This is a genomic window from Shewanella sp., assembly GCF_051658185.1.
GTDB lineage: Bacteria > Pseudomonadota > Gammaproteobacteria > Enterobacterales > Shewanellaceae > Shewanella.
This window is the reverse complement of record NZ_JBOFMC010000283.1, coordinates 1-12,788: the sequence shown is the minus strand read 5'-3', so window position 1 is coordinate 12,788 and position 12,788 is coordinate 1. Positions and strand designations below refer to the sequence as shown.

At 47.6% G+C, this 12,788-nt stretch carries 14 protein-coding genes; 8 read left to right on the top strand and 6 right to left on the bottom strand.

The window, feature by feature from the left end; translation table 11 throughout:
• The first annotated feature begins 379 nt into the window (after positions 1-379).
• The 3 genes from ACRCZA_RS10890 (at position 380) to ACRCZA_RS10880 (ending at position 3,257) form a co-directional block, all read left to right on the top strand.
• Positions 380-724 (top strand): hypothetical protein, encoded by a 345-nt coding sequence (locus ACRCZA_RS10890; RefSeq protein WP_438674459.1) that lies wholly within the window; start codon positions 380-382, stop codon positions 722-724.
• An 88-nt stretch (positions 725-812) separates the two neighbouring features.
• Positions 813-1,463: a class I SAM-dependent methyltransferase gene (locus ACRCZA_RS10885; RefSeq protein ID WP_438674457.1), complete on the top strand. Its 651-nt coding sequence runs from the start codon at positions 813-815 to the stop codon at positions 1,461-1,463.
• A gap of 261 nt (positions 1,464-1,724) precedes the next feature.
• Positions 1,725-3,257, top strand: a complete 1,533-nt coding sequence (locus ACRCZA_RS10880; RefSeq protein WP_438674456.1) for a S8 family serine peptidase — start codon at positions 1,725-1,727, stop codon at positions 3,255-3,257.
• Between the two features lie 337 nt (positions 3,258-3,594).
• Here the strand turns inward: ACRCZA_RS10880 and ccmE are convergent, their stop codons facing one another.
• The 5 genes from ccmE to ccmA are packed head-to-tail and all read right to left on the bottom strand — an operon-like array spanning position 3,595 to position 6,376.
• Positions 3,595-4,083 (bottom strand): cytochrome c maturation protein CcmE, encoded by a 489-nt coding sequence (gene ccmE, locus ACRCZA_RS10875; RefSeq protein WP_438674455.1) that lies wholly within the window; start codon positions 4,081-4,083, stop codon positions 3,595-3,597.
• Entirely contained in the window at positions 4,080-4,280 is a 201-nt protein-coding gene (ccmD, locus tag ACRCZA_RS10870; protein WP_438674454.1) for a heme exporter protein CcmD, read from the bottom strand. The genes ccmE and ccmD overlap by 4 nt, the downstream gene beginning before the upstream one ends.
• Positions 4,280-5,026: a heme ABC transporter permease gene (locus tag ACRCZA_RS10865; RefSeq protein ID WP_438674453.1), complete on the bottom strand. Its 747-nt coding sequence runs from the start codon at positions 5,024-5,026 to the stop codon at positions 4,280-4,282. Before ACRCZA_RS10865 ends, ccmD begins: the two co-directional genes overlap by 1 nt.
• A gap of 1 nt (position 5,027) precedes the next feature.
• Positions 5,028-5,714, bottom strand: coding sequence for a heme exporter protein CcmB (ccmB, locus tag ACRCZA_RS10860; protein ID WP_438674452.1), 687 nt, complete (start codon positions 5,712-5,714; stop codon positions 5,028-5,030).
• An 11-nt stretch (positions 5,715-5,725) separates the two neighbouring features.
• Entirely contained in the window at positions 5,726-6,376 is a 651-nt protein-coding gene (gene ccmA / locus ACRCZA_RS10855) for a cytochrome c biogenesis heme-transporting ATPase CcmA (protein ID WP_438674451.1), read from the bottom strand.
• Positions 6,377-6,689: 313 nt separating this feature from the next.
• Here ccmA and scyA point away from each other — a divergent pair, with 313 nt between their 5' ends.
• On the top strand, positions 6,690-6,992 hold the full coding sequence (gene scyA, locus ACRCZA_RS10850; RefSeq protein WP_438674450.1) for a monoheme cytochrome c5 ScyA: 303 nt from the start codon (positions 6,690-6,692) through the stop codon (positions 6,990-6,992).
• A gap of 335 nt (positions 6,993-7,327) precedes the next feature.
• On the opposite strand, the gene ccmI is transcribed toward scyA, so the two are convergent.
• Complete coding sequence (gene ccmI, locus ACRCZA_RS10845; RefSeq protein WP_438674458.1) at positions 7,328-8,578, bottom strand: c-type cytochrome biogenesis protein CcmI; 1,251 nt, start codon at positions 8,576-8,578, stop codon at positions 7,328-7,330.
• A gap of 404 nt (positions 8,579-8,982) precedes the next feature.
• On the opposite strand from ccmI, the gene ACRCZA_RS10840 reads away from it, so the two are divergent.
• From ACRCZA_RS10840 to ACRCZA_RS10825, 4 genes are read left to right on the top strand one after another with little or no spacing between them, the layout of a single operon-like run.
• Entirely contained in the window at positions 8,983-10,962 is a 1,980-nt protein-coding gene (locus tag ACRCZA_RS10840) for a heme lyase CcmF/NrfE family subunit (protein WP_438674449.1), read from the top strand.
• Positions 10,963-10,973: 11 nt separating this feature from the next.
• Positions 10,974-11,528, top strand: coding sequence for a DsbE family thiol:disulfide interchange protein (locus tag ACRCZA_RS10835; protein ID WP_438674448.1), 555 nt, complete (start codon positions 10,974-10,976; stop codon positions 11,526-11,528).
• Entirely contained in the window at positions 11,525-12,004 is a 480-nt protein-coding gene (gene nrfF, locus ACRCZA_RS10830) for a heme lyase NrfEFG subunit NrfF (RefSeq protein WP_438674447.1), read from the top strand. The genes ACRCZA_RS10835 and nrfF overlap by 4 nt, the downstream gene beginning before the upstream one ends.
• Positions 12,001-12,585 carry a redoxin family protein gene (locus ACRCZA_RS10825; protein ID WP_438674446.1) on the top strand — a complete coding sequence of 195 codons (585 nt, stop codon included), beginning with the start codon at positions 12,001-12,003 and terminating at the stop codon, positions 12,583-12,585. Before nrfF ends, ACRCZA_RS10825 begins: the two co-directional genes overlap by 4 nt.
• Positions 12,586-12,788: the final 203 nt, after the last annotated feature.

Sequence of the window (12,788 nt, the reverse complement as noted above, 5' to 3'; positions counted from 1 at the left end):
CTATCTAGCCCCAAACATTTGGCCCCTTAACGGGGGTTCTCTCCGGGCGACTCGTGTCATCCTTCAGCCATTGCATCAATCCCTTATCCCACCCCTAGACTCATTCGGTACCGATAAAAGCGTTGAGTGATGTAAGCTCACTTTCTCACTTTCTCACTTTCTCACTTTCTCACTTTCTCACTTTCTCACTTGGTCTAGGTTGTATGATGGGATTAAGCCATGGCGTTTGGCTGGCGTGCTCATCGAGCGTTATGATGATCCAGTGGCTTATCGTGCGCGTTTGCCGCCGCGGCGGTATACTCGATAGGGTTAATCTGAGGGTGTTATCAAATGGAGGGACGAACGCATGGTGATATTAGCGAAAACCAAGGCAGGGATCATGAGGCTAACCTGTGGTTGGCTATTGGCAGGTGCCGTTATCGGTGTGTGTCCAGTACAGGCTGCCGATAAACCGCGATTAACTTTAGAACAAAAAGCCGATAAGGCGCGCATCGACTCCCAGCGTTTAGAACAAGCGCAATTAGAGAAAGCGCGTCAAGCAGCAAAAGCCAGCGCGGCGCGAGAAGAGCGCATCATGCAGCGCGCATCGACCTCCGAATGGGAGGCGAAGCAAAAACAAAAGGCGCAAGATCAATTTGATGAAAGAGAAACGCGCGAGCAGCGCTATTTGCGTGAGGCCAAGGAGGCCGCTGCCAAAGAGCGCCAAATCCCCATTTCGCAATGAGGCAGTGGCGCATTCGTTAATTGGCCAAGGTGTTATACTCCATCATCTGCAGCGATCCCGTTAATAATTTATCCCTCGAGGAGCGGTGTTGAATATTTGTCCTTTATGTCGCGGCGCTGAAATGACGCTGTATTATCAAGATAAAAAACGCGATTACCATCAGTGCCAAACCTGCTTTTTGGTGAGTGTGCCAAAGGAGTTTTACCTGGACGCGGCGGCGGAAAAGGCCGAATACGATAAGCATGAAAATGATCCAGAAGATCTCGGTTATCAGCGGTTTTTGAGTCGTACCCTCGATCCCTTGCTGGCCCGCTTGTCGAGTGGCGCGCAGGGGTTGGACTTTGGTTGCGGTGCGGGCAAAGCCTTAAGTGTGATGGCCAGCGCCCGCGGCTACTCAGTCGTCAATTACGATTTGTATTACGCCAATCAGCCCGAATTACTCACCCGGCAATACGATTTTATTACGCTGACAGAGGTGATCGAGCATGTGAGTGACGCCCACGCTTTGCTCGGGCAGCTCGATCAGTTACTGAAAGCCGAAGGGATTTTGGCGGTTATGACGAAACGTGTGCAAAATCCAACGGCCTTTGCGACCTGGCACTATAAAAACGATCCCACACACATCAATTTTTACTCCGAGGCAACCTTTGCTTGGCTTGCCCAGCATTATGGTTGGCGGCTTGAGCTGATTGATAAGGATGTGGTGTTTTTACATAAGACCGACCATCAAGTCCGCTGATGCTGCGTAGGGGGATGATGAAGTAGACTACTTTGCATAAGAGCCATCCCCCTAAGCGAATAGCGCATAACTCCTACCTATCAAGTCAATAACGCTGCCCTCATTGATTATCCTGTCATGGTCACTTGTATTTTCAGCTAAGGCTGCCTATAAAAAAGTAGCGCTACAAATTGCAACATGTGTTAACTGAATCGTGGTTGACCTATGGGCAGCAAGGGTGGCTGCTATCGAACGACAATAAAATGGTTATAGGAGCACTTCATGCGAGCGATTGAGACATCTTTAACAGCGATGCTGACGTTGGCCTTAGTTTCAGGGGCCCATGCTGCCGAGCAAGAGCGTTACATTGTAAAATTTAAGGCGGGCAAAGGCCCGAGTGAAATGGGGCAGCTTAAGGCTCAGGGGGGCAAGCTGGCCCTCGAACTGGCTAATCACGATGCCGCCGCATTTTTATTGCCAGCTCAGGCACTCAAAGGGCTTGCGAATAATCCTAACGTTGAATATGTGGAGCTCGATGCTAAACGCTATCCACTGTCACAAACCGTACCTTATGGTATTCCGATGGTGCAGGCAAATTTAGTGAGCGATAGTAAAGCCAGTAATACCACGGTCTGTATTATTGATTCTGGGTATGATTTGAACCATGAGGACCTCGCTAATAATCACGTTACCGGCACAAATGATAGCGGTACTGGTAATTGGTATACCGATGAGAATCACCACGGCACCCATGTTGCAGGCACGATTGCAGCCCTGAACAACGGCACTGGGGTCGTGGGGGTGAATCCTAATGGTAATTTGAATTTACATATTATTAAGGTATTTAATGCCGATGGTTGGGGATATTCATCAAGCTTAGTGGCGGCGCTAGATAAGTGTGAGGCCGCAGGCGCTAAGGTGATCAACATGAGTCTCGGTGGCGCGCTCAAGAGCCGCACCGAAGATTCGGCCTTTGCTGCGGCTGAGGGGCGTGGCGTCCTGTCGATTGCTGCAGCCGGAAACGATGGTAACACTCGCCACTCTTATCCTGCTTCCTATAACTCTGTGGTGTCGGTTGCCGCGATTGATAGCAATAAAGTGGTTGCCAGTTTTTCCCAAAAAACCAGTCAAGTGGAGTTAGCGGGCCCCGGCGTAGGTGTGCTATCTAGCGTGCCGATGGGAACTGCGCTGGTTGCGAGCACGGCTGTGGATGCCAGAGCATACGAGTCGATTGGTTTGGCAGGCTCCCCTACTGGTACCGCCTCGGGAACCCTGGCCGATTGCGGCACCGGGGAGTCGACTTGTAACGCGAATGGTCAGATCTGCCTTATTCAGCGGGGTGTGATCTCCTTTGCTGAAAAAGTTCAGGCCTGCGAGCGCGGCGGCGGTGTGGCGGCCATTTTATATAACAACGTTGCCGGACCGTTAAATGGCACCCTTGGTGACGTGCAAACGAGTATTCCTTCGGTGGGGGTGAGTGATACGGATGGGCAGGCCATGTTGGGGCAATTAGGTACGCTCGCCAGTGTCAGTATCGGTGAAGGGAATTATGCATACTTCGATGGTACGTCCATGGCGACGCCACATGTGGCAGGTGTGGCCGCCTTAGTTTGGAGTCATTACCCGCAATGTAGCAACCTGCAAATTCGTGCGGCGCTGCGAACCACTGCACAAGATTTAGGGGTTGCCGGACGGGATGATGCCTATGGTTATGGATTGGTACAAGCAAAGGCGGCGGTTGATTATCTTGCCGCGAATGGCTGTGGCGGTGCTGGTGGTGGCGGGGGAGGCTGCAAAGGACGCAATTGTAAGTAGTGTACCTTGTTGTAGCCCTGTGTCGCTTAACTGATTTGTCGCTAACAGCGTCAGTGGCTAAAACGATCAAGAATGGTCGTGGGTAGTTGTTCAGCGTGCTTGGTGAGGTATGGCTGTACGGGTCTTGCTGAGGTAGTGCAAACTGCGCCTGTTAGCCGCTCTGATTTGCCAGTACAAGAGTTGATTTGTTGGTACAAGCGAATTTAGATAAAGCTAAGAGAGCTGATAGTGAATATTAAAAATGCCGCTCAATGATTGGGCGGCATTTTTATTTTGAGGCTAAGACTCGCTGTTTAAGACGACTGAGCACAGATGCTCATATTCGCACGAGCAGGAATTAGTTAGGAGCTGCAGTCTTTTGCTGGCTGTAATCAAGCTTCTCGTGTTTTTGCCCCATCGCTTCGGCCACTTCAGGCGGCATATAGTTTTCATCATGCTTTGCCAGTACTTCGGTGGCTGCCAATTTGCCATCTTCGCCTAATACCCCTTGAGCAACAATCCCTTGACCTTCACGGAAGAGATCAGGCAGCAGATCGTCATAGGTGACAACGATTTCGCCTCCTAAGGAGTCATGTACCGCAAATTCCACGTGCAGGCTGTCGGGATCGCGCACCATAGAACCAACGGTCACCATGCCACCTACACGAATGCGCTGGCCAATCTCAGGCTTGACGCCGGTATCGGTTTTGCCATTCACGATTTCTGATGGTGTATAGAACAGGTTAAGGTTGGAGTTCAGGGCATACAATAGCAGCGAGGCAATCGCGGCAACGCCACCGATTAATGCTACCGCCAGTGCTAGTCTTTTTTTGCGTCTTGAGTTCACGATTTGGTACTCCTAGTTTCTTTGAGGCGTTCTTCTCGATTCATTTTCTTTGCTATTTCAATCAATACTTTACGCTTTTTACGTGCACTGGTAATGATGAGTACGGACAAGCAAAAGAATGTCACACCATAGGAGAGCCACACAAAGAACGCGTAGCCGCCCATATTTAAAAAATCACTGATTGAATCGAATTGCATTATTTGACCTCCTCAGCCTTGGCAAGTTCACGCACCCAAGGGCGCATGCCGTTTCTTGCTAAAATCTCTGCTCTAAATCTCACAATGGTGATGGCACCAATCATGAGGCCAAAACCAAAAATATTGATTAACAGTGGGTACAGCATGTCGGATGACATGGTCGATTTTTCAGTGATACGTATGGTTGATGGTTGATGTAAAGAGCTCCACCATTCCACTGAGTATTTGATAATTGGAATATTAATTACCCCAACGATCGCCAAGATCCCTGCAGCCCGCGCCGCTAACACTTTGTCTTCAAAGGAGGCGTACAGTGAAATCACCCCTAGGTATAGAAACAGCAACACTAACTCCGAGGTGAGGCGTGCATCCCATACCCACCAAGTTCCCCACATAGGTTTACCCCATGCGGCACCGGTAAACAGTGCAATAAAGGTGATCACCGCGCCAATCGGTGCGATAGAGGCCGCTGCCCAATCGGCTAACTTTAATTGCCAAACAAGGCCGATAAAGGCGGCAATGGCCATCCCCATGTAGGCTGCCATTGACATCGATGCGGCAGGCACATGAATGAAAATAATTCGATAGCTATCACCTTGTTGGTAATCGGTAGGTGCGAAGAGCAGTCCCCAAGTCGTTCCGACGGCGAGAAACAGACCGGCTAAGATAGCAAACCAGGGGAATAGTGTGCCTGATAATTTATACGCGCGTTCAGGATCCGCGTAAGGATGTAACCATTTCCACATTTTAGTTAGTACTCACTCGCAGAGATGCACCAATTGCAAAAGGTGCCAAGGTTAACGAACCGACCAACATGGCACCAATTATCGCCAGTTGACCATCATAGGGTAAATTCATTCCCGCGGCATCTATCGCACTCGTGGCGAAAATGAGCACTGGGATATAGAGCGGAAGAATAAGTAAGCTGAGCAGTACTCCACCCTTACGCAGTCCAACGGTTAAGGCCACGCCGATAGCACCGAGCAACGATAGCACGGGTGTCCCTAAGGCTAAGGTGGCGATGAGGGCGCCATAACTATTGCTTTCGAGATTGAGCAATACGGCTAACAGTGGCGCAATGATAATCAGCGGCACACCCGTGAGTATCCAATGGGCTAATACTTTTGCTAATACCAGTATGGATAGTGGCTGTGGGCTGAGTAGCATTTGCTCTAAACTGCCATCGCTGAAGTCGGCTTTAAATAGCCGCTCAAGTGACAGCATGGATGCTAATAATGCTGCTACCCAAATAATACCGGGAGCAACCCGAGCTAACATCTGTGGCTCAGGGCCTATTCCGAGTGGAAATAGAGTGACAACCATGACAAAAAATAGCAATGGATTAAAAATATCACCGCGGTGACGAACGGCTATTTTAAGATCTCGCTGCAGCAAGGTAAAAAAAGCCTGAGTAAAGCTGATGCCTCTTTTCATTAATGCACACCTTATACGAAGCGATAATCGAGACGAATTTTACGAAGCCTATCATCTGTGATAATGCCCATATCTTGGTGAGTGGTAAGGATCACGCAGCCACCCCTATTCGCATGTTGGATGAATAATTCTTCCAATTCTTCTACGCCTTTTTTATCAATAGCAGTAAAAGGTTCATCGAGGATCCAAATTCGACAATTATTATGCCAGAGTCTGGCTAACGCCGTGCGGCGATGTTGGCCGGCGGATAAATGCCCCGCAAGCGCCTCTTCAAATCCGGTAAGATTGACTTTGGCCAAAATTGAAGGGACATCAAAATCATCATAGCCACTGATCCTTAAATTGAAATTAAGGTTCTCTTCGGCGGTTAATTCACATTTTACGCCCGCTAAGTGGCCTAAATACAACAGATCTTCATTGTATTCATCTCGACAGCGGTTGATATCTTCATCGAGATAGAAAGTCTGCCCCGCGTAGGGACGTGAAAGCCCCGCTAAAATACGCAGCAGACTGGTTTTTCCGGCGCCATTGGGGCCTTCAATCTGCACAATATCACCCGCATTAATGGCAAAGCTTAATTCATCAAACAGAATGCGTTCTTCGCGGATGCATGTCAGCTTGCTCGCCGATACCAGTGTATTTACTGAATTTATATTTGTCACTGAACCCTCTATCTCAAGCCGGAAGGAAACACAAGTGATTCTAACACAAACATTATTGGTGTTTTACACTTGCTTGATAATAGATGTCAGCAATTTGATATGGTTCCAATAACGGCAATAATTATCGAACTTTTACGATCTTCTAATATTGACCGATTTTACCTTCTTGTTTTTGGAGTGGAATTTTTTGTGAGATTTTTATCACAAAATGATGAGATTTATTGAAGTTTGTAGTAATCTGGCGTCGCTAGAATGAGTCCGCCCTCAAGGGTGGCGCCGAGCTTTGAACGTATTTGCATTAGGAACATTTAACATGAAAAAACTCTTAGCAATGACCGCTGTCGCTGCTTTAACAATGATGTCTGCCAATGTATCAGCGCAAGACGCTGAAGCGATTTACAACAAGGCATGTACCGTATGCCATAGCATGGGTGTTGCAGGTGCTCCTAAATCTCACAATACTGCGGACTGGGAACCCCGTTTAGCTAAAGGTATGGATAACTTGTTGAAAAGTGTGAAAACAGGTTTAAATGCTATGCCACCAGGTGGCATGTGCACAGACTGTACTGATGAAGATTACAAAGCTGCTATTGGATTCATGTCAAAAGCGAAGTAAGTTTTACGGCTAACAATTAGCGTTACATCATTCTATTACTTATCAATCCCTCGGTTACAAACCGGGGGATTTTTTATTTTCGCGATGCCGTCTACGCTGGCGAGGACGCTTTTGCTCGCGCTACCTTATGGTACTTCATAATTTGATGCTGATGCTGATGCTGATGCTGATGCTGATAGCGATATGCATATCGGCAGAACTGGTGTGGCATTGCGGCTGTCATTGGCGGCCCGTGCGGGGCTCACTCAATCAGTGGCGGAGTCGATGGCGTAAGTAGGCGGTTGGTGGAGCGGCCCATGCCACAATCCATCAGGGTTGTGGCATGGTGAGTCTGCTTATTGTACTTGAGTATCAAGCATGAGCGTTGCGCTTTCACCCACGGCAACACTGGTTACTTTACCTTGAATATCACCGGGTTGAGGTTTGATATCGCCATGTTTGGATAATACTGCAATCACTTCCACATGAGATGCCTGGCTCAGTTTCATATCGCTGCCCATACCGGTGCTGTCATCTAACGTGACGGTCACTGGGAATGATTTGGCACTGACCTTGGTTGCTGCTAATGGTATTTTAGGACCTTGAGTCGCTCGAGCAAACACGAAGATAGTATCGTCAGCAGAGACTTTGGCGGCGAGCTCTGGTGAAATTGAGATTTGAATGCTTACTGACTTGTTCGTGGCCTTGGCTGATTTATGGACATCATCATTGGGCATGCCAGAGGTTTCGGCCTTTAAGCGTAAATTGGCGGTTTCGATCGCTTCCATCAGCGCGGCACGATCGACATCGGTGCGGTCGCTATCAAGAATGGTTTGCCATGCGCCAATCGCCTTTTGGTAATTTGCGGTAAAGAAGGAATCCATACCCACTAAGAGCAAAGTTGAAGCATCCTGTGGATCCATACCTAAGGATTCATCCACGACCGCTTGCACTTCCGGTGTCATCCGCTGACCCGCTTTATAGTACATGGCGGTGGCTTTAGGTCCCAGTAGTTCGGCGTGTTTACCCACTAATTGCATCACTTTATCGAATGCTGCAATGGCTTTGTCGAATTGGTTTGCCGAGATATACGCATGACCTAAACTGAACCATGCTTGGCTGTTTTCAGGTTCCGCTTGCACTTGTGCTTCCATCATTTGCACTCGTTGCGACATCATTTGTGCGGTATCCATGCCCGCGTGAGGGTTGGCAGCTTGTTGCGGATCGCTCAGGTTTTCGAATGCACCGAGCTGCTGGTAGAAATACCCTGAAATGGCTAGCACACACACTGACATCACTGAGGGCCAAAGAATGGATTTTGGCTTAATGTTATTGACCAGTGAATCATCACCTGCTTGCTTTATGTCTTGCAGGAGACTGATTTCTAGTTCTTTTTTCAATGCGTCAAATTCAGCTTGATCGAGCAGCTCTTCGCTAAGCTCTTTTTCAAGTGTCGCAAGACGTTCATTAAACAACTCGAGGTTGGTTTGTTTGCGAACGCCGGCTTCTTCAGTGCGTAACAACTTTTGCTGTCTGAAATGTGGGATCCAAATCAGCATCAGGCTGACTAACACAACAAGCGCAATAAAAATCCAAAATGTCGTCATTGTTTCTATATTCACTTTAGTTTGCAGAAAGCGGCGCGGTGTTACCGCCGGCGGAATGAAAGCAAGATTATACGTAAAGATGCATCATTGAACAGTAATATAAAAATTTTCATTATGCCGAAAACCGAGAGTTGGGCACTGGTTCACAAATTGATTTTTAATGTCTGTATTGGATGAAACTTAACGGAAGTTGCCTTGTCAGATGCAGAACTATCGTCTTAAGTTGCTTTATTTCATCCAAAATTGAGAATGAGACAAGTCACCCAGTTTTGCGCGAAAGAGGCAGACAGGAACAATAGCAAATACTAAAATGAGCAAAATTTCGTGCGTTCGCGCGATTAGCATGTTGTGCGTTGGTATAGAGCTATCTAAATCAACATATTATTAGAGACTGAGGAAAACCCATGATCCCAGAACTTGGACACTTTTCGTTGATAATAGGGGTGGCGTTTGCCTTCCTGTTAGCCAGCGTGCCCCTAATCGGGGTTGCCCGCAAAGATCAATACCTTGTGCGGTATGCTTGGCCATTAGCTTACGGAATGTTCTTCTTTATCAGTTTATCCGTTGTATCGCTTGGTTATAGTTTTGCTGTCGATGATTTTTCGGTCGCTTATGTCGCTCATCATTCTAATTCCCAGTTACCTATTTTCTTTAAGATTGCCGCGGTCTGGGGTGGGCATGAAGGTTCATTACTCTTCTGGGTATTCTCCTTATCTGCATGGGCTGCCGCTGTTGCACTTTTTAGTAAAGGATTAGAAGAGGTCTTCACTGCGCGAGTGTTAGCGGTGTTAGCCATGATTTTAATCGGTTTTAGCTTATTTATGCTATTAACCTCCAGCCCGTTTGAGCGTTTATTCCCGATGCCTGCTGAAGGCCGTGACTTAAACCCAATGCTGCAGGATGTGGGCTTAATCTTCCATCCACCTATGCTGTATTTAGGCTATGTTGGTTTCTCGGTGAGCTTTGCCTTTGCTATTGCAGCGCTGCTAAGCGGTCGTTTGGACTCTGCTTGGGCGCGTTGGTCACGTCCTTGGACACTGGCGGCTTGGGTGTTTCTAACTGGCGGTATCGCTTTGGGCTCTTGGTGGGCTTATTACGAGTTAGGCTGGGGCGGTTGGTGGTTCTGGGATCCCGTTGAAAACGCCTCTTTTATGCCTTGGCTAATTGGTACAGCGTTGGTGCATTCATTAATTGTGACAGAAAAGCGTGGGGCATTCCGTAACTGGACGGTATTGTTGTCTATCTTCGCCTTCTCACTCAGTTTACTCGGTACCTTTATTGTTCGTTCAGGTGTATTAACCTCTGTGCACTCATTTGCTGCGGACCCAAGCCGCGGTATGTTTATTCTACTTTTATTGGGCTTGGCGATCGGTGGTTCCTTGACGCTGTTTGCATTCCGAGCCAGCGAAATGAGCAGTCCTGCGCGTTTCGAATTGAAATCTAAAGAGACGATGCTGCTGGTGTGTAACGTGTTACTCACGGTTGCCGCAGGTACAGTATTGCTGGGTACTTTATATCCATTGCTGATCGATGCATTGGGTATGGGTAAGATTTCTGTCGGCCCACCATACTTTAACGCCGTGTTTGTCCCGATCGTATTAGTGCTGTTTGTCTTTATGGGTGTGGGTCCCATTATCCGTTGGAAAAAATCCAAAGAAGGCGAATTAAAGCGTCAGTTATTAGTGCCTGCAGTGGTTTCTGTCCTTGTTGGTCTAGTGACGCCGTTTGTGGTTGATGGTGTCTTCAACGTTTGGGTGGCCTTAGGGATTACGACTGCGGTATGGATCGTTATTGCTACTGCAAGAGCGGCTTATAATATCGTGAAGCCAAAAGACGGTGATATCAGCATTGCCCGCATGGGACGCAGCCAGTTGGGGATGATCCTCGCTCACCTGGGTATTGCTGTTTCAGTCATCGGCGCAACGATGGTCTCTAACTACTCCGTTGAGAAAAGTGTCCGCATGGGACCTGGGATTAGCCAAGAACTCGCGGGTTACACCTTTAAGTACCTCGAAACTAAAAACGTTGTCGGACCAAACTACACCGCTCAACAAGGCCAGATTGAGGTTTATAAAGGGGATACATTGATCACCTTACTGAAGCCTGATCGTCGTCAATACAATGTTCGCACAATGGACATGACTGAAGCTGGCATCGATTGGGGTCTGTTCCGCGATCTTTATGTGACGATGGGCGATCCTATCAGCCGTACTGAGTTTGCGGTACGTTTGAACTATAAACCCTTTGTGCGTTGGTTATGGTTCGGCTCGATTTTTATGATGATCGGTGGTTTCTTTGCTGCATCGGATAAGCGTTATCGTGCAAAAGCTACAGTAGCGGCTGAGCCTCAAACTGAAAAGGCTAAGTTAGCAACCGCTCAATAGTTGAGGAATCTATGAAGAAGTTGGTTTTGTTTATCCCCTTGGTATTGTTTTTAACCATGGGAGTGTTTTTGTACAAAGGGTTGTTTTTGAATCCGCAAAAGCTGGATTCAGCACTAGAAGGAAAGCCGATCCCGGCTTTCCAGCTAGAACGCTTAGAAACGCCAGGTGAATTCATCACGAATGAACAGCTAAAAGGACAGGTTGCCCTATTGAACGTATGGGCGACCTGGTGCCCATCATGTAAATATGAGCATCCATTCCTCAATATGCTGGCGCGTAAGAAGGTTCTACCTATTTATGGTATTAACTATCGTGATGAGCGCGCGCCAGCCATCGCTGAGCTGCGCCGTCAGGGCGACCCATATACACTCAATATTTTTGATAAAGATGGACGCTTAGGGCTCGATTTGGGTGTGTACGGTGCACCAGAGAGCTTTATTGTTGATCACAAAGGGATTATTCGTTTCCGTTACGCTGGTCCTATCGATCAGAATGTCTGGAGTGAAACCTTGTACCCGATGATCCAACAACTACAGGCTGAAGCTGCAAAGGATAATGTATCGTGAGAATTATACTGAGTTTAGTCACTGGTTTAGTGCTGCTATTGGGTGTGGTAACCAGCTCAATGGCGACACCTGTCGACACGTATGAGTTTAAATCGCCAGAAAACCAAAAGCGCGGACTCGAATTGGCGCATTCGTTACGTTGTCCTCAGTGTCAAAATCAAAATTTAATTGATTCTAACTCACCGGTTGCCAGCGATTTGCGCCTCGAAGTCTTTAAAATGGTCGATCAAGGGATGGACGATCAGGCCATTATCGAGTTCATGACCAGTCGTTATGGTGACTTCGTGTTATACAAGCCAAGAATGGAGGCGAAAACCTACATTCTTTGGCTGGGCCCCATAGGTTTGCTATTAATCGGTTTGATTATTGGCTTTATTTTTATCCGCAAGCAACGGATTGCCGGCAATCACTCTTTGGAGATTAGCGCCGAGGATCAACAAGCACTGGATAGCCTACTTAAGCGTAATCAAAAATGAAGTACAGCTTAGCCGCTATCGTGTTGCTGTCGTGTCTGTTGCCAGCCTTAATGGGGAAGGCCAATGCGTACCCCGGCATGCAGCAGACAACACAGCCAATAACATCTACCGTTGACCTTATTAATGTATTACCTCAAACCTACCCGATAGAGCCTATCCCTTTTAATGATGTCGATGGCAAGGCCATCGACTTCAGCCAATATAAAGGTAAGGTGGTTATGGTCAACTTCTGGGCGACCTGGTGTCCACCCTGTGTAAGAGAGTTACCAGCAATAGAGCGCTTGGCGACAAAGTTTAAAGCGGAAGAGTTTGCACTATTACCTGTCTCTATCGATGCCGATGGCAAACAACAGGTGCAGCCCTTTTTAACTTCATTAGGTATGGGCAACTTTAACTCTTACTATGATCCTACGCAAAAGCTAGGACAGGTGTTTCCACTGGATACCATTCCGGCAACCTTTATACTCGATCAAAATGGTCAGCTGATCGCATTTGTACGCTCATTTGTCGATTGGGATGATGCAAAAGCGGTATCGCTGATCCAAGGTTTTATCGATAAAGGTGCGCAAAAGCTCGATTAAGCAGCAGATTGAGTGCAAATAGAACGCCATTGTAGAAAAGATCGCCATGCGATCTTTTTTCTTTTAAAAAGCCCTTGCACAAAAAGTTCAGCTGCCTATAATGCGCATCCACTGACACGGCAGGCAGCGAAACGCAGTTAGCCAGTGGCAGTCATCGGTGAGTAACCTACTAGATTACTGATTGATGAGCGTGAAGAAAGTTT

Bases quoted from the DNA above. Each gene is read 5' to 3' on its own strand.
- ACRCZA_RS10880 (WP_438674456.1), top strand. From the start codon at position 1,725: ATGCGAGCGATTGAGACATCTTTAACAGCGATGCTGACGTTGGCCTTA.
- ccmD (WP_438674454.1), bottom strand. From the start codon at position 4,280: ATGCAATTCGATTCAATCAGTGATTTTTTAAATATGGGCGGCTACGCG.
- scyA (WP_438674450.1), top strand. From the start codon at position 6,690: ATGAAAAAACTCTTAGCAATGACCGCTGTCGCTGCTTTAACAATGATG.
- ACRCZA_RS10865 (WP_438674453.1), bottom strand. From the start codon at position 5,026: ATGTGGAAATGGTTACATCCTTACGCGGATCCTGAACGCGCGTATAAA.
- ACRCZA_RS10825 (WP_438674446.1), top strand. From the start codon at position 12,001: ATGAAGTACAGCTTAGCCGCTATCGTGTTGCTGTCGTGTCTGTTGCCA.
- ccmI (WP_438674458.1), bottom strand. From the start codon at position 8,578: ATGACGACATTTTGGATTTTTATTGCGCTTGTTGTGTTAGTCAGCCTG.
- ACRCZA_RS10890 (WP_438674459.1), top strand. From the start codon at position 380: ATGAGGCTAACCTGTGGTTGGCTATTGGCAGGTGCCGTTATCGGTGTG.
- ACRCZA_RS10835 (WP_438674448.1), top strand. From the start codon at position 10,974: ATGAAGAAGTTGGTTTTGTTTATCCCCTTGGTATTGTTTTTAACCATG.
- ACRCZA_RS10840 (WP_438674449.1), top strand. From the start codon at position 8,983: ATGATCCCAGAACTTGGACACTTTTCGTTGATAATAGGGGTGGCGTTT.
- ccmB (WP_438674452.1), bottom strand. From the start codon at position 5,714: ATGAAAAGAGGCATCAGCTTTACTCAGGCTTTTTTTACCTTGCTGCAG.